The 24,121-nt window shown below is 58.1% G+C and carries 17 protein-coding genes and 2 pseudogenes; 6 read left to right on the forward strand and 13 right to left on the reverse strand.

Annotation, left to right across the window (positions count from 1 at the left end; translation table 11 throughout):
- A partial coding sequence (fdhD, locus tag UP10_RS33175) for a formate dehydrogenase accessory sulfurtransferase FdhD (RefSeq protein ID WP_044591414.1) occupies positions 1-662 on the reverse strand: 662 nt, incomplete at its 3' end.
- A 2-nt stretch (positions 663-664) separates the two neighbouring features.
- Positions 665-1,405 (reverse strand): annotated as a pseudogene (locus UP10_RS33180) (molybdopterin oxidoreductase family protein); the annotation flags it as partial.
- An 827-nt stretch (positions 1,406-2,232) separates the two neighbouring features.
- Here UP10_RS33180 and UP10_RS33185 point away from each other — a divergent pair.
- On the forward strand, positions 2,233-2,466 hold the full coding sequence (locus UP10_RS33185) for a hypothetical protein (protein WP_044591416.1): 234 nt from the start codon (positions 2,233-2,235) through the stop codon (positions 2,464-2,466).
- Between the two features lie 786 nt (positions 2,467-3,252).
- Here UP10_RS33185 and UP10_RS46050 read toward each other — a convergent pair.
- The 3 genes and pseudogenes from UP10_RS46050 to UP10_RS33195 all read right to left on the reverse strand — a co-directional run.
- Positions 3,253-3,548 (reverse strand): annotated as a pseudogene (locus tag UP10_RS46050) (TRCF domain-containing protein); the annotation flags it as partial.
- Positions 3,549-3,563: 15 nt separating this feature from the next.
- On the reverse strand, positions 3,564-5,336 hold the full coding sequence (locus UP10_RS33190) for an adenylate/guanylate cyclase domain-containing protein (protein WP_245322049.1): 1,773 nt from the start codon (positions 5,334-5,336) through the stop codon (positions 3,564-3,566).
- 265 nt (positions 5,337-5,601) lie between these two features.
- The gene (locus UP10_RS33195) at positions 5,602-6,663 is read right to left on the reverse strand and encodes a class I SAM-dependent methyltransferase (RefSeq protein WP_044591417.1); all 1,062 of its coding nucleotides are present in this window, start codon (positions 6,661-6,663) and stop codon (positions 5,602-5,604) included.
- Between the two features lie 735 nt (positions 6,664-7,398).
- Here UP10_RS33195 and UP10_RS44765 point away from each other — a divergent pair.
- Positions 7,399-7,614: a hypothetical protein gene (locus tag UP10_RS44765; protein WP_156180472.1), complete on the forward strand. Its 216-nt coding sequence runs from the start codon at positions 7,399-7,401 to the stop codon at positions 7,612-7,614.
- An 88-nt stretch (positions 7,615-7,702) separates the two neighbouring features.
- Positions 7,703-8,953, forward strand: a complete 1,251-nt coding sequence (locus tag UP10_RS33200) for a vanadium-dependent haloperoxidase (RefSeq protein ID WP_044591486.1) — start codon at positions 7,703-7,705, stop codon at positions 8,951-8,953.
- Positions 8,954-9,143: 190 nt separating this feature from the next.
- Here UP10_RS33200 and UP10_RS33205 read toward each other — a convergent pair whose 3' ends face one another.
- Complete coding sequence (locus UP10_RS33205) at positions 9,144-9,329, reverse strand: hypothetical protein (protein ID WP_044591418.1); 186 nt, start codon at positions 9,327-9,329, stop codon at positions 9,144-9,146.
- Positions 9,295-9,537: a prolyl oligopeptidase family serine peptidase gene (locus UP10_RS46775; RefSeq protein WP_156180474.1), complete on the reverse strand. Its 243-nt coding sequence runs from the start codon at positions 9,535-9,537 to the stop codon at positions 9,295-9,297. Before UP10_RS46775 ends, UP10_RS33205 begins: the two co-directional genes overlap by 35 nt.
- 523 nt (positions 9,538-10,060) lie before the next feature.
- Between UP10_RS46775 and UP10_RS33215 the strand changes: the two genes are divergently transcribed.
- A complete protein-coding gene (locus tag UP10_RS33215; protein WP_044591420.1) occupies positions 10,061-10,666 on the forward strand; it encodes a hypothetical protein in 606 nt (201 codons plus the stop codon).
- A gap of 247 nt (positions 10,667-10,913) precedes the next feature.
- On the opposite strand, the gene UP10_RS33220 is transcribed toward UP10_RS33215, so the two are convergent.
- Positions 10,914-12,467, reverse strand: a complete 1,554-nt coding sequence (locus UP10_RS33220; RefSeq protein WP_044591421.1) for a winged helix-turn-helix domain-containing tetratricopeptide repeat protein — start codon at positions 12,465-12,467, stop codon at positions 10,914-10,916.
- A 129-nt stretch (positions 12,468-12,596) separates the two neighbouring features.
- Here UP10_RS33220 and UP10_RS33225 point away from each other — a divergent pair, with 129 nt between their 5' ends.
- On the forward strand, positions 12,597-13,058 hold the full coding sequence (locus UP10_RS33225; RefSeq protein WP_044591422.1) for a cupin domain-containing protein: 462 nt from the start codon (positions 12,597-12,599) through the stop codon (positions 13,056-13,058).
- 209 nt (positions 13,059-13,267) lie between these two features.
- On the opposite strand, the gene UP10_RS33230 is transcribed toward UP10_RS33225, so the two are convergent.
- Together UP10_RS33230 and UP10_RS33235 are read right to left on the reverse strand one after the other, a co-directional pair.
- The gene (locus UP10_RS33230; protein ID WP_050043907.1) at positions 13,268-14,437 is read right to left on the reverse strand and encodes an FAD-dependent oxidoreductase; all 1,170 of its coding nucleotides are present in this window, start codon (positions 14,435-14,437) and stop codon (positions 13,268-13,270) included.
- A 42-nt stretch (positions 14,438-14,479) separates the two neighbouring features.
- On the reverse strand, positions 14,480-15,676 hold the full coding sequence (locus tag UP10_RS33235; RefSeq protein ID WP_044591423.1) for an ABC transporter substrate-binding protein: 1,197 nt from the start codon (positions 15,674-15,676) through the stop codon (positions 14,480-14,482).
- A 141-nt stretch (positions 15,677-15,817) separates the two neighbouring features.
- Here UP10_RS33235 and UP10_RS33240 point away from each other — a divergent pair, with 141 nt between their 5' ends.
- On the forward strand, positions 15,818-17,410 hold the full coding sequence (locus UP10_RS33240) for a winged helix-turn-helix domain-containing protein (RefSeq protein ID WP_156180476.1): 1,593 nt from the start codon (positions 15,818-15,820) through the stop codon (positions 17,408-17,410).
- 136 nt (positions 17,411-17,546) lie between these two features.
- Here UP10_RS33240 and UP10_RS33245 read toward each other — a convergent pair whose 3' ends face one another.
- The 3 genes from UP10_RS33245 to UP10_RS46055 form a co-directional block, all read right to left on the reverse strand.
- On the reverse strand, positions 17,547-19,178 hold the full coding sequence (locus UP10_RS33245) for an MmgE/PrpD family protein (protein ID WP_044591424.1): 1,632 nt from the start codon (positions 19,176-19,178) through the stop codon (positions 17,547-17,549).
- Positions 19,179-19,367: 189 nt separating this feature from the next.
- Positions 19,368-21,926 carry an adenylate/guanylate cyclase domain-containing protein gene (locus UP10_RS33250; RefSeq protein ID WP_245322064.1) on the reverse strand — a complete coding sequence of 853 codons (2,559 nt, stop codon included), beginning with the start codon at positions 21,924-21,926 and terminating at the stop codon, positions 19,368-19,370.
- Positions 21,868-22,506 (reverse strand): alpha/beta fold hydrolase, encoded by a 639-nt coding sequence (locus tag UP10_RS46055; protein WP_063775415.1) that lies wholly within the window; start codon positions 22,504-22,506, stop codon positions 21,868-21,870. Before UP10_RS46055 ends, UP10_RS33250 begins: the two co-directional genes overlap by 59 nt.
- Positions 22,507-24,121: the final 1,615 nt, after the last annotated feature.

Genomic DNA, 24,121 nt, shown 5'->3' on the forward strand with positions numbered 1-24,121 from the left:
GCGCCGATCGCCGCGGTCTTCTGCACCATTTCGACCGACACGCGGCTGGTCAGCACCACCATGCCCTCGTTGGTCACGACCTTGTCGCGCGCCAGCGCGCCGGCGAGCTTGTCGAGCGCATTGTGACGTCCGACATCCTCGCGCAGCGCCACGATGCCGCGCCCAGGCGTCCAGAATGCCGCGGCATGCACCGCGCGGGTCTGGTGATTGATTTCCTGCAGCGGGGCGACGGCCGCCACCGCGGTCATGATCTCGCGCGGCGAGAACGACCGGCCCGCGGGCACGATCGCGGCCGGCCGGATAGCTTCGGTGATGGAGTCGATGCCGCAGAGACCGCAGCCGGTCGGGCCGGCGATATTGCGCCGGCGCTGGGCGATCAGCGTGGCCTTCTCCGGTGTGAGCCACATCCTGAGCTCGATGCCGTCATCGAGCTCAACGATGTCGAGCGTCTCGATCTCGTCGGCCGATTGCACGATGCCCTCACTCAGGCTGAAGCCTGTGGCAAAATCGGCGAGGTCCTCGGGCGTACCCATCATGACGGCATAGGTGCCGCCATTGTAGGTCAGCGCCAGCGCGGTCTCCTCCGGGATCAGGCGCGCACCCTCGCTGAACGCGCCGTTGCGCCAGACCTTCCGGTTTGCCTTGTGGACGGGATCGCGCATCGCTACTCCGCGGCCTCCACCACCGGCGCGATGCGCCGGGAGTGGCGGGCCTGCTCGTCATAGGCCTTCTGCCAGTCGGATGGACCGTTCGACGGTGAGATCTGCACCGCGGTGACCTTGTACTCCGGACAATTGGTTGCCCAGTCGGAGAACTCGGTCGTGATGACGTTGGCCTGCGTGTCCGGGTGGTGGAAGGTGGTGTAGACCACACCCGGTGCAACGCGGTCGGTGAGCAGGGCGCGCAGCGTGGTTTCGCCGGCGCGGCTCTTCAGCCGCACCCAGTCGCCATCGCGCACGCCGCGCTGCTCGGCATCGTGCGGATGGATCTCCAGCCGGTCCTCGGCGTGCCAGACCACGTTCTCGGTGCGGCGGGTCTGCGCGCCGACATTGTACTGGCTGAGGATCCGGCCGGTGGTGAGCAGCAACGGGAAGCGCGGACCGGTGCGCTCGTCGGTCGCGATATATTCGGTGATGATGAACTTACCCTTGCCGCGGACGAAGCCGCCGATATGCATGATCGGCGTGCCTTCCGGCGCCTTCTCGTTGCAGGGCCACTGCACTGAACCGAGTTCGTCGAGCTTGGCGTAGGAAACGCCGGTAAACGTCGGCGTCAGCGCCGCGATCTCGTCCATGATCTCGGACGGATGGTTGTAGTGCATCTCAAAACTCATCGCCTTGGCGAGGCCGATCGTGACTTCCCAGTCGGCAAGGCCGTTCTTCGGCGTCATCACCTTGCGCACACGCTGCTCGGATTGACAGAGGCTACCATCACTCGCGCCAGCGCCATTGTCTCGGCGATGGCTGGGACCACGACCTCTACCAACTCAAGAACGGATGGATCGCCGAAGGTCTGAACCGTATTGCCCGCATGACGGTTTTCCTGCGCAGGATGTCTCCGACTTGCATCATAACATCCCACAGATGAGCCGCTCACAATTCCCCGTCCATGTCAGAACGCATTCTTGAACTGCGCGACATAGTCGGGGCTCCCGTAGACCCACATAGGCTCGTCGCATTAGCTTGGGCCGTGGTCGGTCATACATGCAGCGCTCCAAGGCGGAGCCGCGACCTCGCGCCCCACGGTTGCGAATGCCTGAAGCGAGATTCTGCTCTCGCGCGCTCGCGCCTGGCCTTCGTGCGTTCGCGCTTGGACCTTGGCCGGCCTAGCTAGTGAGGGTACGAGTAGCAGTGCTGCCAGAAAGCAGTTCATCTTCATCGTTCGGTTCCTCGTTTGCGAGAGGCTCGTCTCTCTTCGTCGTCAAAACTGAATGTTCGCAGCACTCGAAATCGGATCATCGAGTTACTCTCCTGCCGTAATCAGAGAATAACGACGATCCACGGGCCGGCCACTAAATTAGCTTTTAAGCCCACCTGGCGAACAGCCATGACGAAAGCCCCGGCCCTGCCATATCGGGCGCCTATCGCGAGGCCGCGCACTGGAGGCGCGGCGCCAACTCGTAGCAGCCTTCACGATCAGTCAATTTCGCTTGAAGCCAATGAGCACCGCAGAACACGCAGACTAAACCTCAATTTAGTTGGTTCCAGCGGATTGCGAATCTACGTTACGTTCATGCACTTCGAGAAACGAGTTTGGCGCAACATGAAAATCCACGTTCGCAGGGACTTGATGCCCGTGATCGTAACCGCGATCGTCGCCGTCGTCGGTGTGGCTGGCATCCTCAACAACCTGCGCCCGGCTAACGGTTCGCAGGGCAGCACCAACCACGGGATGATCACGGCCGCGGCAGTGTCGAGGGCTGGCGCAATCGAATTTCCTTCAGAGCCGCGCGCCAGATGGCGCTAACGACGGAGTCTCGGCATGAAAATAGTCTCTGTTCTTTGCATCGCCCTTGGTGTTGGCGTATCCCCCACCGCGGCATTTGCTCGCGGCGGCATGGGAGGGCACGGCGTGGGATCGTCACATATGTCGATGATGGGCATGTCCACGACAGGCATGTCGATGACGGGCGGCGCCTTCGGCACTAGCCCCGCCACGCCCGGCACCAACTCATCGGGCACAGCGCTTTCATCGGGGCAGAGGCCGTCCTATGAAAGGACCACTACTTGGCACCAATCCCGCCATCGACCGTGAAGATGCGCAGGTCGACAAAATGATAAACTCGATCTGCCGGGGCTGCTGATCCCTGCGGAAATGTCGGCACTGACCATTGACGCCGTCGATTCACGCATTTGGGCAAGGCGGCGAGGCCGCATTCGGTTCTCGTCAAAATCCTCCAGCGCTGAAGTTAGAGGGCTGGACTACGTCATAAGCCGTCTGCGAAGTCTCTGGTGGAGAAAGATAGACGCTAACGACGGGCCATCACAGCAATTTTCGCTGTAGCGGCCTTCCACCAAGCCGTCCTCGCGCTATCAACGAGTTGATCGGCCTCACACTCAATTCTGCTAATTCGCACCTAGGCAGGCAGCGGGTGCGGCCTGACTGATAAAGCTTTTTCTCATTTCCTTATCAGTTTGCAACTTTCCCCGATTGCGAACGATTGGATCGTTACCCGCCGTCTGCCTGATTGAATTCTGTAGCTGGTTCTGATCGGAAAGCACCCGCCGCCACTTGCAGTGTCCTTACTCGTCCAATCGCTAGGAACTCCTGGACCCGCTCGAACGGCTTCTCATTCCCCTTGTCCGCGTAGACCACTAGATCGCCGTCGCGTTCCACCATTTCCGATTTAGATTTGCGCAGCCGGCCCGGCAAAAATGTTGCCGCAACGGCCTCCGGTCTAACGTCAAGTCGGACAATGCCGCGTCTCTTACAATCGAGTCTGAGCCGCGCCGCGGCAAAGAAATCGCGCGCCGGCGGCGGCAGTCTGCCAAAACGCCGCGCGGTTCGTCCTCTAAATCCTCCAGGTCATCCTCGCTGCGGCACCTCGCGCGGACGGTGTGTTTTCACTCTGGAAGCCCCGCCAAGCGTAGCGGGTTGATCAATGCGTCTAGGTCGCTTTGTCGGCGATACGGAAGCAGCCTGGCCCAGCGGGCCAAGGTAAAACTAGGATGGCCCGCCAGCAATTCCCTTGAAATAATGTGTGCTTCATCTTTCTGGCCGAGATTCCAGAGCGCCGCTATGAGTGTTGATTGCGCGGTCAACCAGAGTGGCCGCTCCTTCAGGACGCGGGAGGCAATGTCGCGTGCCGTCGCGAAATCTCCGAGATGAAATCTCGCGCGCGCTTCGTCCACCATGGATTCATTGCGCTCAATGGGACTCAGACGCTGCGCGTGTTCCTCATAGATGACCGCTTTCCGAAAATTGCCGGCATAGCCGTGGTACATGCCTGCCATGTGATGGGCGTCAGAGCTGCTTGGAGTGAGGTTGATCGACATTTCTCCCGCTGTCACGGCCTCATCATGGCGACGTTGAAAAGTGCGAACATAGCCGATGACCAGGTATGCTTCGCCGAAACTAGGGTCGGCAGCGAGGGCTCGGTCCGCGCAGTCTAGTGCGGCTTGATACGCTTCAGTTTCGTCTTTCTTCCAACCGAATCGCGCCTGGTCGGTCAGAGTAAGACCCAACAAGTAGAGCGCCGGCATAAAGGCGGGATTGATCTCCAGCGCCCGTTCAAAAAGATTCTGGGCTTGTGAATGGGTGTGCCTTGCGAAATTAACGTATAGGGCGCGCCCTTTCAGAACATGCTCATAAGCCAGTGGACTGCCTGAGCGTTTTCGCCATATCCTTGCGCGTTCGCCGACTGTCAACTGAACTTCAAGCGCTTCAACAATCTCTTGCGTAATTCGGTCTTGGAGATCGAACACGTCGTCCAGATTCCCGTCGAAGCGATCCGCCCACAGATGACCGCCGTCTCGACTATCAATCAACTGCGCCGTCAACCTTATGCGATTGCCTACTTTTCGGACGCTTCCTTCCAGCAGATAACGAGCACCCAAAATCTGGCCGATTTCGCGAATGTCCCTGTTCTGCCCTTTGAACGCGAAGCTCGAATTGCGAGCTATCACCATCAACTCTTGAATCTTTGATAGGGTCGTGAGGACGTCTTCCGCGATCCCATCTACGAAATACTCCTGCTCGCGGTCGCCGCTCATATTCTGAAATGGCAGCACCGCGATAGAGGGCTTTCCCGATAACGGGCGGACATGATGCGGTTCGGTAGAGGTTGAATGCGCAACCGAAACTTCGGTGCCGATTTTCATCCGCCAAGCGCGTATCGGTTCAATTATATTTTTGAGGGTCTGCCGGCCCATATCTTCGAAGGCCGTGTCGACCTTTCCCCGGATTTGCCGGTAGGCGTCGTCAGACAGGCATATGCCGCCCGGATCAGCAATATTCTCCAGTCGGGCAGCGATGTTGACGCCGTCGCCGAATATGTCGTTGTCGTCGATGATGATGTCGCCAACGTGAATGCCGATGCGAAATTCGATCCGCTGCTCTTGCGATGAGGAGGCATTCTGCTCCGCCATCCTGCTCTGAACCTCCACAGAGCTGCGCACCGCATCAACGGCGCTGGCGAATTCGACCAACATGCCGTCGCCTGTAGTCTTGACGATGCGGCCTCGATGGGAAGCTATCGCGGGGTCAACTACGGTGCTTCTGGCCGCCTTAAGCCTTGCCAGCGTGCCTTCCTCGTCGATTCCCATTAACCGGCTGTAGCCGGCGACATCCGCCGCCAGCACCGCTGCCAGTCGCCTTTCCACTCGCTCGGGCGCCAAGGAACTGTCCTAACCTCGGAAGTTCAACCCGACCCATCAAAGCACGCCGGGCTGCCTTCGGGCTAGAGGCGACTTCCCGTTTGGGTCCGTGGCGCCGTTTGAGAGTCGGCCGATCGTTTCCAGTCGACCCCACAGAACGGACATTCCCTGAGCCTGTCGGCATGTCTCAAACGTGATGGGACCACATCATCCGATGTGAATGCAGGGCTCTGGGAGCCGCATTTCCTGCAGTATCCGCGCTGATGTGGTCCGTTGATCTGATCGGTCAAGAACGCACTTCAAAGATCATGTTGAACGGAGTCTCGGTCGCGCGGCGGAAGCGCCTGAAGCCAGCTTCAGTCGCGACCTGACGTAGTCTGCTTTCACCCGCCTGGGCACCGAGCCCCAAGCCCACTTCCTGAGAGAGTGATGCCGGCGTACAAATGAATGTCGAGGCGTGATAGAAGATGCATCCGACCGGGTTCAGATTGTCCTTCAGATTGTCATGAGCAAACGGCTCAACGATCATCCACGACCCGTCCTTGGCCAGCGTTTCCTTGACATGCTTGCCTGCACCCACGGGGTCGCCCATGTCATGCAGACAATCGAAGAACGCCACCAGATCATAGTCTTTCGCCGGAAAATCCTTGGCGCTGCCCTGCGCGAAGGTGATGCGGTCTCCAACCCCCGCTTCCTGCGCCAGGACCTTCGCACGTTCAATCGACGGTTTGTGGTAATCGAACCCGAAGAACTCTGAATTGGGGTAGGCCTGCGCCATCACAATCGTAGAGGCGCCGTGGCCGCATCCGACATCGGCCACCCTGGCGCCAGCTTTCAGTTTCGCTTCGACGCCTTCGAGCGTCGGAATCCAGTTCGAAACTAGATTGGCGTTATAACCCGGCCTGAAGAAGCGTTCGGTGCCCGAGAAAAGACACTTCGAATGCTCGTGCCAACCGACGCCTTTTCCAGTTCGAAACGCTTCCGCGACTTTGGGTTCGTCGAGATAGGTGGACTGCACGACATCGAATGCACCGGCAAAGAAAGCTGGCGACCCCTCTTCGGCGAACGCCATGGCTTGCTCGGCCGAGAGCGAGAACGCATTTTTTTCGGGGTGGTAGTCGATATATCCAGAGGCGGCCTGCCCGGACAGCCATTCGCGCACATAACGCTCGTGCAGATCGGTCTTCTTGGCAAGCTCGGAGGGAGTGACCACTACACCATCCGCCATCGCCTTGTAGAGCCCGAGGCGATCACCGAGCAGTATGCTTGCGCCGCCAAGCGAGATGCCGAGGTCGCCGACCAGCTTTCCGACAAGCGCGTTCAATTTTTCAGGATTTGGTTCACGCATTGCAGCCTCCTTTTGAGTGCGTTTCGTTGTTGTTGCACGCAAATCAGACCCGCTAGCATCCGTGCGGCGCCCACTAGGCTTTCGAGTTCGGGGCGTTATCCTGGATTACCCCGCCGAAATTGCGGATCGCGCGGCGGACCTTGGTTGCCGGTGTTGGTGGCTTCGGGCGGACTTGGGACACCGGTGCTCTGCTGGGCCATTGCCGAGGTTCAACCAAGGGCGATGGGAGACGCGCCCGCAAGCATGCTGCAACTAATTCCATCGCGGAACACTCCCGTTCGAAGCTGTGCTTTGCGGAAGGGGTCGTGCGCGCTCAGACGCAGAATACTCATTGAGTCGCTCAACTTTGATTTAGGTTCAAATGCGCGGTTGGGAAAAGAGCCGTGTTAGGTCCGGATCAATTGCGTCGGTCGGCCCCTAAGCTGCGATAGTCCGATCTACCCCAGAGAACGGACCATCAAACCATCGCGTTGATTGATGCAATGATAGATAAAGCGGGCAAATCGGACACCCGGCCCATATTTCCGGATGATTTTACCCCTGTTCGGTTGCTAACGTCTTAGCTTCCACAACCGCGACTGCCCAAGCTCCCTATGGCGACCAAACTGGGCGACTTCCGCTCTACCCCAACAAGCTGAAGTCACGACGGTCCGGTGGACCTTCAGCTACGAGCCCAAAAGCAGACCATGCAGAGCTTGTCTGAAGACCATTCGGTGGCATTACAAGGATCAGATTTTGCCCTTCTGGTGGATGGCGCGAGATATGATCTTTTTGTCTTTCGACGAGGACGGTGTTCCCTGCTGCAAGGCGCTTATTTCGCCGCCACTCGCATCAAACTCTGAGGCAGGTATGGCAGTCAGCCTTACTCATCTGCTGGATCAAGCTCCGCACTTTGTTGCAATCGAAGCGGCGCACATTGTAAAATGGTTCACAGCAGCCCATGCGCTGTAATCCTAGAATTGTCTGGCACTTCTTCGTTTCTGCACGGTCCTTGCACAGGCAAGGTCTCACTCTCTGTTGACAAGCGAGGAGCATGAAAATGAAGACGCTTTCGAAAATCAAATCTCCACTATTGGTCATTGTTGCTCTTGTAGCTTGCGTCGGCGCGGCGCGCGCTGATGTGATTATGGACTGGAACGCGAAAGCTGATGCGATTGCCGCCGACAAGAAGCTTCTACCTGCGCCGCAGGCTCGCACGATGTCGATGCTGCATGTTGCCATGTTCGAGGCAGTCAACGCGATTGAAAGACGATACGCTCCATACAAGCTGGATCTCGTTGCGGACCGTTCCACCTCCAGGGAAGCCGCGGCGGCGGCGGCGGCTTACAACATTCTTCTCATAATCTATCCCGACCAAAAAGATACCCTAGATACAGCACTGATGGCTTCGCTTTCCGGTATCCCGGATACGGAAGGAAGGGCGAACGGAATTGAACTTGGCAAGACGGCCGCTGCCGGGGTGATCGCCTTGCGGGCGGGCGACGGCAGTGACGCTCAAGAAACGTATCGGCCCTATACGACAGCGGGCGTCTACGTGCCAACCGTGGTGCCGATCGCCACGACGGCTGGAGCGACGACCCCCTGGGTCATGACGTCGGGCTCGCAATTCCGTCCAGCGCCGCCACCCGCGCTCGATTCAGAGACCTGGAGCAGAGACGTCAACGAAATTCGCGCGATCGGCGCTCGCAGCAGCACCATCCGAACGCCAGAGCAGACGGTGATAGGGCGGTTCTGGTTCGTGGTAGGACCCCCCAGCTTCAATGCAATCGTAAGGCAAGCGGCATTGGCAAAAACAATGGACGTGGTTGACTGCGCTCGTCTCTTCGCCCTTGCCGAGATCGCTGCGAACGATGCAATCGTTGCGGTCTTCGATGCGAAGTACCAATACAACTTCTGGCGACCAATGACGGCCATACGTAATGCGGACATTACGCAGAACCCAGCGACGCCACGCGAACCGTCTTGGTTGCCACTCGGTGAGACGCCCCTGCATCCCGAATATCCGTGCGCCCACTGCATCGTGTCCGCTTCGGTTTCTACGGTTCTCCGGCACATCGTCGGTGAAGAGTTCGGGGAGTTCTCGATGACCAGCCCTTCTGCGCCAGGCGTGACCCGCAAATGGACGCGGCTCCAGGACTATAGCGACGAGGTCGCAAATTCACGAATCTATGCCGGCTTCCACTACCGCTTCTCGACAGAAGTCGGAAAGGAAATGGGCAGGAAGATCGGCGATTTGACTGTCGCGACACAGCTCCGTGGCCTGGAAGCGCGGGCCGATCCGAAACAGTGAGCGTACCTCGTGCATTACGTCGGCTATGAGTCACACACGGAAGTCGGCGGGCCTTGACTACCAGCGTGCGATTGACTTCGGAGGTCACCCTAACCCTCACGCGACCATGAGCACGATCACCATGGACGAACGGCCCAGAGCTTTTTGATCAGCGCTACGTCTTTCGCATCCCAAATCATGGCAGGCTAGTCTAGTCTTCGTCCGGCTCGCGCACGACCGGGGGTTCATCGGCGTGGTCTTCATCCTCTTCATCCTCTTCATCCTCCTCGTCCTCTTCGTCTTCATCAGGATCTCGGGGCAGCATCGCGTTGCCCATGATCACAAAGGGACTCCGCTCGTACCTAGTGGAAAATTCCGCGGGAATGTGTTGCTTCATGTTGTTGCTCCTTATGTATTTCCACGGCTGCCTTGAAGTTCACTTCATCCGAAACCGCGAAAACATTGACGTCGTGGGTCGAAGCTAACTCCAGAGCGACGATGCCGCCGGCCGACGCCCCCACAACCGCAATTCGCTTCGGATCAACGAAGGGGAGTTTCGAAAGATAACTCAGTGCGTCTAGTGCATCCCCCTGCCGGGCAGGCATCTAGTTGATCACAGGTTTGCTTGATGCCACGGCTAGCAAAGCTATCGACCACCAGCGAGACATACCCCCAGCCGGTCAAGGGCTCGGACATCCGAGTGCGGTATTTTTCGCGTGGAGATACACAACGGCAGGAAAAGGCCCGCATCCCTCAGGTTTCGAAGGTAACCATCAATAGACGCGTCTGGCCCGTTCGCCGGCGCTCCGCGGCGCTCGCGCACTTTGGCGCTGCTGGATTTGTCCCATGATGAAAGGCACACTATTGAACTTAGCCAATTCGTCCGCTGAAGCGGTGGTCTGAACGTCAGAGGTTGCGAGAATAGCCAAAATGAGACATGCGGTAATTTGGTGGCCCACTTTTCGCTCTCCCGGGGCCAATTTCACCTGGAGATAATACGCCATTCGCAGTGGCGGGTCACTGCTCCAATCTCTCAGAGCGTTGACGCCGGGCTTTTTACCTTGATTGAGTGTTGCAGCCTGAAGTGCAACAAAGTTGCCGGGCAGATCTGCCAGGAGCACCCACGCGATGATTAAACTGATTTTGGCTCCAATACGAAGTGTGGTCAGATTTCCCCTATTGCAGTTCGCGATTGTCGTTGGCGTAATTCTGTGGCTGCAAGCTGCCGATGATAGATCGATCTTCGGCCAAATCTTTAACGGCCTCGACAAACTGGTCGATGCTACGGTGCAATTGTGCTCAGCAGTTTTTACCGTAAAATCCTTCACCAAGTCATGGCTGATATCGGGCTTCATGATCGCTTATGTCTACCTCACCGGTTCCTTTATTCTGTTCCTTGCACGCCTCCTGATCATCGCTGTGGTTGATTTTGTCGGCCGGCATAATTTGCTGTATCTGAGAAGTGCTATTGCGCGGGAGCGTGGCATCGGCGCGTATCGCGCCTGGATTCCACTTGAGAGAATTAGGCCGGCCGACATTTCTCAGCGAGAATGGGAAGAGGCATACGCGTGGCCCGCCGATGATAAGCCACCGTACCCTCCCCTTGGGCATCGGGTGGTGCGCGGGGTATTGTTTTACGGGGCTATGATTCTGGTTGTCGCTTTTCTCTTACAGTTCTTGACCCCTTTTCCAATTCTGACTTGGATTTTCGGATGGCCATCCGCAAAGCCCTAGTAACTTTCGCAGTCAGCAGAACTATCTTGTGCAACGGATTTATATGCCTCTGTTGAGCTACTATCCTGCCCTGTTTCGTTAGAAGCATTGCTTGGCCGACGTCCGCTTTGGTGCGCATTACGACTAAACCGGACATCGCGCTATTTCCGAAAAGTGCCACTTCCGGACTTACGCACCGCAGCAAACAGCATCGTTATTCATTAGACATCCGTCTAGTCTGGGCGGGCAGACAAAACAAATTGCAACGTTATTCCGGCAGCCCGGTGGCGCGGAGCGCCTCGCTCAGAGAGGCGGCAAGCGCCGGCGCGCAATCCACGCCTGAAAATTGCCGGCTGTATCGGAATGAGGGTTGCAATTCCAAAACCCGCGCCGCAGCGGCCTTGGCTTCTTCGCGCCGCCCGAGCTTCGCGAGCGGCGCAGCAAGCAGCATGTAGGAAATGCTGTGGCCCGGATTGAATTGGATGGCCTTGCGGGCGGCGTTGGCCGCCTCCTCGTAGCGGCCACAATGGAAATGCCCCAGGGTCAACGAGTGGAAAGCGGCAAAGGCCCAGGGATCGAACGGGCTTAGGCGCATCCCCCGCTCGCCCCATTCGATCGCGCGCTCGGCGTGTCCGGTCCACGCGAGAATGACGCTGCCAAGGATATAGGTAAGGGCCGATGAGGGACTGACGGCGAGCGCCGCCTCGAATGCGACGAATGCGGCGGCTTGATCGTGCCCGTCCATTCCGATGGAAAATCCCGCGAAAGTCAAGGCGAGCGCATCGTCCTGGCCATGCGCGATGGCAGCCTGAGCATGGCGCATCGAGGCTGCCTTGCTTTCTTCATGCAGTCCGGCGCGCAGAAACAGATTATGATGGCACATCGCTGCAAACGCGTGCGCCAGCGCATAGGTGGGGTCGAACGCGAGTGCGCGTTCCAAAAGCACCAGCGCCTTTGTCGCACGCTCCGGCATCCCGGAATAGACGTCGGGCTGCGCCCGCAAGACAAGATCATAGGCATCGAGGCTTTCCGGCCGCTTGCGCGTGACGCGATCGACTTCGGCCCGACGCAGGCTCGGTTCGATCGCGCCGACGACCGATAGCGCGATCTCGTCCTGAAGCGTGAAAATGTCACCGAGCGGACGGTCATATCGCTCGGCCCACAAATGGCCTCCGGTCTCGGCTTCTATCATCTGTGCGGAGACGCGAAGACGATTGCCGTCCTTACGCAGGCTTCCTTCGAGCAGGTAGCGTACCCCGAGCTCGCGACCCACGCGTTTCACGTCTACAGTCTTTTCTTTGTAGGTAAAGCTCGAATTGCGCGCGACCACGAACAGCCATTTGATGCGTGACAATCCAGCGATGATGTCTTCGACCATGCCGTCGGCGAAATACTCTTGCTCGGGGTCGCCGCTCAAATTTGAAAACGGAAGCACCGCGACGGATGGCTTGTCGGGCAACGCAAGCGCCGGTGACGTCTGCGGGTTTGCCTCGGCAGATGGATTGCCCGTCGCGACCAACGGCCCGACATAACGGTAGCCACGGCGCGGCAACGTTTCTATCCAGCTCGCACCTCCGGCCACTCCCTCAAAGACCCGGCGCAAGGCTGCGACCTGAACCGTCAGATTGCTGTCCTCGATCGCAAGTCCCGGCCACGCCGCCTCGATCAGTGCGTCCTTGGAAACAGGTTGTCCAGCCCGCTCCAGAAGCAGCCGAAGCAGCGCAACCGCGCGTTGGCTGAGCACGATCGGTTCGTCACCGCGAAAGAGTATTTCGGCCCCCGCGTCGAGGCGGAACGGGCCGAATCTGTGGATCGTCGCCATTGGCTGAATGGGTACCATTCGGAACATTTTGCAACATTTTCGGAAGGGATTCACGACCTTTCGGGGAGCGGCAGATCATGTTGCAGCGGTTGCTTCGCACGACGAATCGACAAACCCCGGAGGAGCATAATGAGCGCAAAAGCAGTTATTCGAATGCCGGGTGAAGGCAAGGAAGTCACCTTGGCCGGCCAGCCGATGGCGTTCCTCGTGACCGGAGAGGACACGAAGCACACGTCTATGTTCGATTGGACGCTGCCACCCGGCTTTTTCACCGGCCTCCACGTTCATCGGGTCCAGGAAGAAACCTTCTACGTGCTGGAGGGCGAGTGCGAGTGGCATGTCGGCGGCCAACTGGTCCGCGCCGGACCCGGAACGTACCTGTTCATTCCGCCGGGCGTGCCTCACAACATCGGCAACGCCAGCGACAAGCCGGCACGGATGCTCATGACCGTATCGCCGCCCGGTCACGAACATTATTTCGAAGAGCTTGCGAAAGTGGCCGCACGCGGTGGCCCTCCGGACGCCAAGGTCATCTCGGAATTGAGAAGCCGCTACGACACCGACCAGCTATCGGCGCTAACAATCAGCTAACGATTATCGATCGCTTGGCCTTAATGGAACTTCGATCGCCTCAAGGAAATATCGCCGCCACGGTTCAATCGTGGCGGCTTTTTCGAATGTCGCCTTCGGGTCAAACTGAGACCTCGCATCGGCGGGTTGGCACTTCCGGTCTTCATTCGGAAGCGGACATCGTCACGGCCGTTCGGCATGTCTCAGAAGGGCCAAAAGCGGACTTATGATCAGGACGCGCTGTTCAGCAATGCCGCCGCAGCTTTCTCGGCATCGTATGGAAATATCCATGCCGCCGCCGACATCCATTCTCCCAATTTCTCAGCGCGTTCAGAAGCACTTTCGCTGGCGGATCGATAGAACCTACCGGCCAACCGAGAGGCGACTTGAACGCGGCTGGTACGCTCCAATCTCAGATTCTGGTAGGTCTCCAGTCTGGACGGAATCTCGTCACGCCTCGCCCGCTCAAGTAAAACGGCAAGCGCAAAGCCGTCCTCAATGGCTTGCCCGGCACCTTGGCCAAAATGCGGGACCATCGGATGAGCGGCGTCACCAAGAAGGGTTACGCACCCTTTGGACCAATATGGTAACGGGGGCCGATCATAGATGCCCCAACGAAAGGTTTGATCCAGCGCTGCGATGATGTCTGGGACGGGAGCATCCCAGCCCTTGTACTCGCCTGCGAGCGCCTCGACGTCGCCCGGTCCGAACCAAGTCTCCTCCATGTCACGGGAGCTTGGTACAAACGCGACAACGTTGATCAAGCGCCCTTGGGAAACCGGGAAACAAATAAAGCTACGTCCATCTCCCATCCACATGTTCAAGCCGCGCAGTTCTGTGGCCCTACTGAGACGCGACGAGTGCACGAGGCCTCTATAGGCCACGATGCCTTCGCTGGTCGGGCTCGAGGTCAGGCCTATCTCGCGCTGTACAATGGAATGGATGCCATCTGCGCCTATGACGACATCCGCATTGCAAATAGCGCCATTGGCAAAAGTCAGTCGCGCTCCAATATTCTTTTCATTGACGGAAATACATCGGTGCCCAAACCTGACCGCCTCCCTCATCACATCGAGAAGCATATTGAGGAGGTCGAGGCGGTGAATTTGATAGCTCTGCATCGTGGAAGAGGCTGGTGGTCCCGAAACGAGCTCCCCGCGTGATGTCCGTAGCGTCAGTCCCTGGCTTGTTGTGGTGATCTTCTCGATCGTGCCGCGAAGTCCGGTGCGTTTTAGCAGGGTCGCTGCGTTTGGAGGAATGGATATTCCAGCGCCGGCTTCGCGCGGAGACTCCGCATCCTCGAAGACCGTCACCTGCATGCCCCGCGCGCGCAATGCGAGCGCCGCGGCAAGGCCACCAATTCCCGCACCAATGATCGCAACGTTCAAGCCGTCATTCATGGCAATTGTCCGACCGTCGACCCGAGTTGAGTAAGGCTGTTGTCAGTCGCCGATGACATCATCGAGCAGTACCCATCTGGTGCCGTCAAAGCGCGCCATCCGGGCTTTTCGCCATCCAATCCGTTGGTGGGGAGTGATGTTGATCGTCACGCCAGGCAGGAACATCGACAACTGAAATTCGCTTACGTTCGTCGCCTGCTTGATCAGATTTTCGCGAGAGAGATCGTCGCCGCACTTCCTCAAAACCTCAACGATGATCTGAGCGGTCGCGTACGGGAAGACGGCGTCATCGAGGGACTCGTTTGGCGCCCACTCCTTCATGAAGGCGCTATACGCCTTCATGCCCTCATCGGCATCCCACACCGGATCCTCCGGCGACTTCAGCCAGAACGACGTGACCGCCCCGGTCGATGCAGAAAGCCCCGCCGGAGTCAGCACAGCCGAAATGCCGCTCACACCGGACAGCAGGACATGCTGAACTTTCCACCCAAGCTCGTGCGCCTTGCGGATGGCCTGTGCTGCAAATCGCGCATTGGACGCGTGAAACAGCGTATCGGCGCCAGAGGCCTTGAGCGCCAGAATTTGTGAATCGATCGTTGGATCCGTGATGTCATAAGCAGCCTCGCTCACGATCATCGAAGCGCTTGATCCCAGTGCTGCCTTGAAGCCCTCCAGATTGCCCTTTCCGAGATCGTCATTTTGATAAATGACGGCGATTTTCGCATCAGGCTTGGTCCGCAGCAGATATTCAGCGTAGATCCGGGTCTCGACGGGCTGCGGCATCATGAACGTGGTCGTCCATGGAAGATTGTCCGGGTCGTTGAGTTTCGGGGTGCTGGCCAGAATGAGAATCTGCGGAACCTGCTTGCTGTTGAGATATTTCGCCACGGCAAGGTTGGTCGGCGTCCCAATCGAGCCGACGATTGCGAGCACACCTTCGCCTTCAACAAGCCTCCGCGTCTGCTCCACCGCCTTCGGCGGCGCAAACGCGTCGTCGAGCGATACGAGCGTCACCCGGCGACCGTTGATACCGCCGGCCGCGTTGATCATCCTGAAATAGGCCGTCTCAATTCGCCCGAAACGGCTCAGCGAAGAGATCGGCCCGCTATACGGGACCGTCTGTCCAATCTTGATCTCCGTGTCAGTGGCGCCGGGGCCATATCTCTTGTCCGCCCCTGCAACCGGCGCAAGACCGACGACCGAGAGACTTAGCGCAGCAAGGATCACGGTACGGATCATGGAAGCAGCCTCCTGTGTCTCGCTTGACGTATCACCTCACGGGACTATTTTGCTATCCCGGCCACAGGATGATGCTGTACAATCCGCGCTGCGTCCCGAAACCTTCCCGAAATTTTCCGAAAGCGTCGCTACGAGGCGTCATTGGTCAAGCAGCATTCGATCATTGTCGGCAACCGGACGGTGGATCTAACCCGCGAATTGTTGCTCGACGAAGGCGGCAACGTCGTCCCGTTGCGCCCACGCGCCTGGCTGGTGCTTCAACTGCTTGCGACACGGGCCGGACGGCTGGTTGGCAAGGACGAGATCCTGGACCATGTCTGGTCGGACTGTGAGGTCACAGAAGACTCTCTCGTCCAGGCTATTGGCGACATCAGGCGGGCCTTGGGAACGGTCTGCCGGACGGCTCTGAGAACCTTGCCGCGCCGCGGCTACATGCTGGCCGTGAATGGAGAGCCGACCGATGCTACGTTGCGGTCCGACATTGCTCCCTCGACACCCCCGCACATCGGCGCGTTGTCGGGTTCATCCGCGATGCCGCATTTGTCGATCGTCGTTCTACCGTTCGCAAATCTGAGCGGCGATCCCGAACAGGACTATTTCGTCGATGGTGTGACCGAAAGCCTCACCACGGACCTGTCGCGCATTGCCGGCTCGTTCGTCATTGCGCGCAACACCGCGTTCACCTTCAAGGGCAAAGCCGCGGACGTCAGGCAGATCGGCCGCGAGCTGAACGTACGGTACGTGCTGGAAGGATCGATACAGCGCGGCGGCGACCGGTTTCGCTTGAACGTTCAGCTGATCGACACCGAGACCGCGACCCATGTCTGGGCGGAGCGCTTCGACAAGCCGGCAGCGGACTTGTTCGACTTGCAGGATGAGATCGTGTCTCGGCTTGCCAACACCTTGAATGCCGAACTGGTGAAAGCCGAAGCACGACGCGCCGAACGGTCATTGCGTCCCGGCTTCATGGATTTGTACTTTCAGGGTAGAGCCTTCTTGAACAAAGGAGTGACACCGACATTCATGGCACAAGCGAGAGATTTCTTCGCGCGTGCGATTGCTCTTGACCCCGATAATGTCGAAGCAGCCGTCGCCGCAGCCCAGATCGATGTGTCGGTGGGCTCAGCTTTCCTGACGGACAATTCCTCGGCTCACTTTGAAATCGCGGAGACCGCCTTGAACAAGGTATTGTTTCAGGCGCCCAACCATCCGAGAGCCCACATGCTGCTAGGTGCAATTCAACTTCAGACCGACCGCGCTTCCATAGGTATCGCTGAATGCCGGCGGGCGTTGCTGCTGGATTGGAATTTGGCCGATGCACATGGGTTCATCGGACTCGGGAAATATCAGATCGGGCGTGGCGAGGAAGTCGAGGGACATGTTCATGAGGCTCTGCGGCTATCCCCACGGGATACGCGCGCCTTCCTTTGGTACATGTTTGTCGGGATGGGCAAGTTGACAACCAATGCAGAGCGCGAGGCAATCGATTGGTTTCGCCGCAGCCTCGAGGCCAATCGAAATCACGCTCTTTCTCATTTTCAGTTCGCGGCCGCGCTTGCGCTGGTGGGGGACCTGCAAGAGGCGCGCTCCATTGCCGAGGCCGGATTGGCTCTTGACCATGGCTTCACTATTCGTCGCTATCGCATCAACGCCAAAGGCAACAATCCGACCTACCTCGCCAAACGCGAGCTGTTCTACGAGGGGATGCGCTTAGCCGGAGTGCCCGAGTTATAGTTCGGGTCAAAAAGCGCCTTTTTTGGCCGGCGGCCTAGGACTTCCGGTATATCCCTATAAACAGACATTCTCCGGGTTCGTCGGCATTGTCTCAAACGGGCCAACACCGACATCGGCATCGCCGCTATCCAAAGGTTCACACCGGATTTTGCTTTCCACTTCCACGGAGGGCCTGGGTCAATTCCCGGACATCCTTTAACTCTTCGAGACGGTCGACGAGCGACATGACGCGCTCCGCGCCGGCCTTGCCAACCACGGGGACCGCGAGGCTTATGAACTTGCGTTCGAGTGACGACCGCGAAAGCGGACGCTCCGCGCCTCCTTCGGGAACTTCCACGGTCTCGCGCAAGGTCTGACCATCTGCGAATACTATCTCGACGCTTGCGCCACGCCCCTTGGGAAGTTTGGCAATAAGTGCCTCCCCGGGCTTCACCGACGTCTTTTCTACCAGGGCCATTACGTCCTGAGCCCGCCAGCGGTCTTTCTCGAATTGGGCCACCGTCACATCGCCGTCGAGAAGCGCCATGGTAAGGCAGACCGGAAGACTGTGATCGGCGGTACCTTTTGTCTGCGGCTTGAATTTCGCGGGGTCCGCGACGCGCTCGATTATGCTGGGATAAGTCTCCACCGTGATCGCCTGGACGATCTGTGCACGATCCCTGACCTTCCCAGAAAGCGATGTGCCTGCCTCTGCCACGGCCTGCAACTCGATCTGAATGGGAAAACGTTTGAAGGCCACCCGGGGCAGCCGGTACGGCGCAAGCTCGAGGTCAACGGCAAACCCTTCCTTGACGGGTTTCATTTTCGAAGCCAGCCATTCCAGCGTCCCAGACGGGCCGGTAAAACCCTGCGCGGCGAGTCGTGTTGCGAAAACGCCGTCAGCGGCAGTGGCGGCAAGTCCCATGGCTTTCATCATGCTGATCGCGCCACTATTGACGACAAAGCTTGTGAAGCCACGGGCGCCCGAAATTCCGACCGCGTTGGCGATGGCTTCCTTCGGAAGTCCCCAGACCTTGCCCGCAATCAGAGGGATACCGTAAGCGGCCGCACACAAGGGATGGAAACCACGCTCGATGAAGGAGATCGCATCATTGACGCGCATGCTGGCCTCATAGCCGGCGACCATCGCCTCAATGAGATCACGGCCGCTTCGTCCATTCTCCTCGCAAAGCGCAATGGCCGTCGGAAGCACCTCGCTCGGGTGAAGTGGCTCGGTGCCGATATAGGTATCGTTCAGGTCGAGGGAGCGGACGAGGACGCCGTTGACGAACAGTGCGCCTTCTGCGGTAGCGGGTCGTGGATAGCCGATCACGGTGGCTGTATTGCCATTTCCAAAGGTCTTGCGAGTTGTCGTCTCTGCTATATCTGCGGGCTCGCTTCCTACCGAGCCGAATGCGCATCCGAGCGTGTCAAGAAGTACCCGCTTGGCCGCTGTGATAACTTCCGCAGGCAAGTCTTCATACTTGATAGAAAGTGCAAATTCGGCGAACTTCTGCTCAAGGGTAACTTTCTGCCGATCTCCCTCGCCAGCGGCAAGGGCTGAACCGATGAAACGATAACCGTCGGACCGAACGTTTCCCAGAAGGAGACTCGCGGAAGCGCCAACTGCAGTTCGCGCCAGAAAGTCGCGACGTTTCATCAATGCCTCCATTATGAACTTTGCTGTAACGATAGCGATCAGGATGCACGCGTAAGAACCAAGAATCGATACGGAAGCAGCGCCGTCAGTGAATAGGAGCGGCGGAAACGCAAAACCAAAAGCGTTCATCCATGCCCTTGGCAACCTCCAGTATGAGCAATAGCTATGGCTTTAGGAAGCTCACCATGTCCGGTAAGGGTCAATCGCGTCGGTTTGCGCCTCAGCCGGTGACTTCCGGTCTATCCCCGACTCAGGACATGTCGTTGCAACGCACTAACTGACGTGATGGGCCTACAGCGGACTGTCATAGGCCATCAATTAGTCGGGGATGCCGGCGTCCCGAAGCGCGCTCTGGATGCCTTCCCGGACAAGGAGTGATCTAATCGGAAACAGATAGTGTGCGTGGGATGCTCGGAAGTCCGGTTGAAATTCGAGTAGACGCTGAGCTGCCTGCCTCGCTTCAAGCGGCTTCTCATCTCGAATTGCGTTGGCGGTGAAAGCTGCCAGCGAATGAACATCAGGTGCCCTCTGCAGCGCCTGATCGGCGACACGAAGTCCATTCGCATAGTCATTCTGCGAAAAATATGCCCAACTTGTCATGTACCAGACTCGAACCAACAAGGGATCGCGAGGGCTCAGTCGCATCACATGATTGAAGCTCCTGATTGCCTCCTCCGGCTGATCGCACATCAGCGTCACTGCCCCCCGACTGTACCATGCCGGGGCGAGGTTCGGGTTAAGCTTTACCGCGCGGTCGACCAGTGAAAGACCGAGATCGTATTTATGCCCAAGATAGACGAGAACATGCCCTGCGGCGGCTTGAACGAATGCATCAGCTTCGTCCAGCTTTCTTGCCGCCTCCGCACTTTCGAGGGCTTCCTGTAATCGATCCACGGACAGTTTTACCCCGGTGAACGCCTGAAAGGCTAAGCCACTGAAGGCCAACATCGCATGCGCGGCGGCATAGCTCGGATCAATCTCCAACGCTTGTTTAAAGATGGCGTAGGCCTGCATAAAATCCGGACCCGTCCTTCGATAGTAGAAAGCCATACCTTTCAAAAATAGGTCATAGCTATGAAGTGCCGCTGGCTGGTGGCCGGCCCGCTCGATTTCGGCGACTTCAAGTGCGGGAGCAATCGACGAAACGACCTTCTCGGTGATTTCATCCTGCAACTCGAAAACATCTGCCACTGCACCATCAAACTTGTCAGCCCAAAGGTGAGCGCCGTTGGTGGCGTCGATCAACTGCCCCGTGATGCGCACTCTTCCGCTTCCCTTTCTGACGCTGCCCTCGAGAACGTATCGAACACCGAGTTCGCGACCTACTTGCTTTATGTCGACTGCCTTTCCCTTATAGGTGAACGAAGAATTTCGGGCGATGACGAACAGCGATTTGAAGTGAGAAAGACCCGTAATGATATCTTCAACTATCCCATCCGCGAAATACTCCTGGTCGGGATCGCCAGACATGTTCTGAAATGGCAAGACGGCGATCGAAGGCCTCTCGAGAATGGGAGGAGCCGCCTTAGGTTGGGCAATCTGACTTGCAGCAACTGCGCTCGCTGGCGCTTTGAGCGAATGCGTAGCGTAGATGCGAACCGGTCGGTCGATGTTCTTAAGTGATTTCTCTCCGAGGTCTTCAAAAGAAAACTCTGTCTTGCCTCTTACCTGCTCGAAGGCACTTGCCGAAAGGCTGACGCCGCCAGGTTTGCATTCGCCTTCGATGCGCGCAGCGATGTTGACGCCATCGCCAAATATGTCGTCACCCTCGATGATGATGTCACCAATATTGATGCCGATACGGAAAGCAATATGAGGACCGGAACTGGCGGCGTTTCGCTCTGCCATCCTTTCCTGGACCGAAACCGCACATGTGACAGCGTCAACGGCGCTGGCGAACTCAACCAGCATTCCGTCGCCCGTGGTTTTGACGATGCGCCCATAGTGCGCTTTGATCGCCGGATCAACGATATCGCGCCGGTGGGACTTCAGGGCTTCAAGGGTGCCGACCTCGTCCAACCCCATAAGTCGGCTGTAGCCGGCCACGTCCGCCGCCAGCACAGCTACCAGTCGTCGCTCGACCCGACTGCCGCTCACCTGCTTTCCCAACCCGAGAGCCCTTTGACGATATGCGATCATAGTAGGTCTGGCGACCTCGGTCGATGCCTCTGTTCGGTCAATCGCGTCGTTTTTGCAGTCGGCCAGATACTTCTGGTCTACCCTCAACTTCGGACATGTCGCTGCACTGCGCCAACTGACGCGATTGGGCCAGAAGCAAACATACGAGGTATTTGAGCTATTGGCCGAGAACAAATCCCACGATCCTGGCAATCCCTTCAGGTCGAACGAACCGCGGTCCGTAAACCTTAGTCCGGCACCTGCAACCAAGTCGGTAACAACGCGCGACACAAATACCTCGTTTGCACCCGACCGCCCCATAATCCGGGCGGCGACGTGAACCGCTATTCCACCTATGTCAGTGCCACGCATCTCGACCTCGCCCGTGTGCAGCCCTGCACGCAAGGTCAGGCCGATCTGCCGCGCGACTTCACCGAGCGCCAAAGCACAACGAACCCCGCGTCCGGGGCCATCGAACACTGCCAAAATTCCGTCGCCGGTGCTTTTCACCAACTTTCCTCGATGCTTCTCGACGACTTGAGCTGCCAAGCGATCATGAGCGTCAAGAAGGTCGCGCCAACGGCGATCTCCAAGCTCGATCGCGGTTGTCGTTGAGTTGACTATGTCGGTAAACAGCACGGTCGCCAGTACACGATCAACGTCAATCGAAGCGTCAGGGCGGTGCCCCGTGACAAACTCTTCAATGTCGCTGATCACCTCTTCGCGGCGTAAGGAGGAGACCGTGCGGAAGATCCTCATACTCAATGTACTTTGCTCCGACAATCGCATCCGCCAGCTTCCGTCCCTCGGATACGGGAACGACAGCGTCGATCTTGCTGTGCAGTAGAAGAGTTGGCACCCGCACACTTTGCACAATCGGTTCGACGTTTATGCGTCGATTCATCACCATGACCGCTTTGAACGCGCCGGGGCTGCAACTCATCCGCTCGAACTTGCTGAGCGCTGCGAGCTGCTCCTTTGAACCCTCCGTTATCCCGACGACGCGCTTCATCATCTGCCCGGAACCCCACCCGGCGACTATCTTGTCAGCAATCGCCACAAACTGAGCTTCGGGGACAGAGTAATCGGCTCGAATGAACCCGCCCACTAGAACCAGGTGAGAAACACGATCCGGATAAGTCGCGGAAAACAGAAGGCTCATGGGACAGCCTTCTGAGAAACCCAGCAACACCGTCTTGCGGCACCCCACCGCATCCAGCACCGCACGAACGTCGTCTACGCGCTCTTCTAACGATGGCTCCCCCAGTACGCGGTCGGACAGGCCTACGCCACGCTTGTCAAAACTTATGATCCGAGCGAAGCGAGCTAGCCGCTGCACATGCTGCTTACGCCCGGCAGCTCGTGAATAACCTCCAGATGAGAGATGGCGCCAGGCACGATCATAAGATCGATTGGTCCGTCGCCAATGACGTGGTACGCAATGCTTATAGCGCCGCTGCGCGCGTATTGAGTTTGCGCATAACAAAGTCGGCCATATCAGGCTCCAATGCCCCTGGGCGCTCTACGCATGCAATGACGTTTCTAGGTCTAATTCTAAGGCTTCCCCCACCTAAAAATACCATACCAGCCGAGCTTCGTCTTCGTGGTCGGCGGATATTTTGGCTAGCGTGAGACGCGAGCGGTTACGCTTGGCAATGTCTGGGCGTCTCGCTATGGCGCCGCTTCGCGCTTCCACGCCGTTTGCCGAATGATAAGACCGCTTTGCCGTCAACCGGAACGACCGCTTAGGACCGGATTAGGTCAATCGTTTGTGATGTCCGCCGATAACTTCTGATCTACCCCAGACAACGGACATTCTGAGGCCTCGACCCCATGTCTGAAACGGGGCCAGAAGTGGAAATCGCGACCGGCGTAAGGAAAGCGCCCGCGCATGTCTGGTTATCTCAGAAGTCGACGTCGGAAGGGCTGGAGCGCTGCCGTGCGCGCAGGCGTCCCGCCTCGCATTAGTTTACGCTGCCCAATCTATGACTGCGTCGATAAAGGTTTGAGCCTGACGGATCGCATCTAGTCTCGTGGCGCAAACGCCCACCGAAACCGTTTTGTCCTTTCGTACGGTCCATTTCCAACTGTGCGGAAAGCTCATTTCGGCGACCGAGAAACTGATGCCGCGATGTTCCACGGAGGGCCTCCGTTGACATTTAATTACGCGCTGATCAAAGTTGGCGCTATCGCGAGAAGCAGACGATCCATGCCGCTGGTTCGAAGGGCGCTCCCATTCGTACGGGACGCCGACCGTTACGACACATCGCTCGATTTATCTTGATCGGTCTCTACACCGGGACGAGGGCGGGCGCGATCGCTGCGGCATCGCCCTACGCCGAGCCCGGTCGGTCTTACGTCGACCTTGAGCGCGGGATATTCTACCGCAAGCCGATCGGGAAGCGTGCCTCCAAAAAGCGTCAGACGCCGGCTCCAGTTCCTCCTCGGCTGGCCGCCTGCTTCTTCGAATTCAATGGCAAACCAGTTGCCTCCGTGAAGAAGGGCTTCAAATCGGCGGTGGGCCTGGCGAAGCTTCCGGGGAGGGTCACCCCGCACACCTTACGCCACACCGCAGCGACCTGGCTGATGCAGCGTGGCCTATGGGAAGCGGCTGGGTTCCTTGGTATGTCCCCAGAGGTCCTTGAGGACTCATACGGGCACCACCATCCCGACTTTTTGAACGGGGCAGCAACCGCAATCGGCCGAACCTGCGACCCCTGCGTCCCGAACGGATCGTTCTACACGTAAGTAATTGATTTTACTTCGATTTCATCTTCACATTTTGCACAAAGTTCGAGTTTTGTTCGCGTTCATTCTTGGGCTTTCCCTGGGCTGTAGCCGCTCGGACCGCGTATGTTCGCCAGCCCCCAAGACCACGCACGTGAATCAAGCTGAGCGTCAGTTTGCGGCTGCAGATAATCCTAAATCCAGGTCCCACTTCGGACCCGAGCCGA

It is taken from the genome of Bradyrhizobium sp. LTSPM299 (assembly GCF_000938235.1).
Taxonomy (GTDB): Bacteria; Pseudomonadota; Alphaproteobacteria; order Rhizobiales; family Xanthobacteraceae; genus Bradyrhizobium.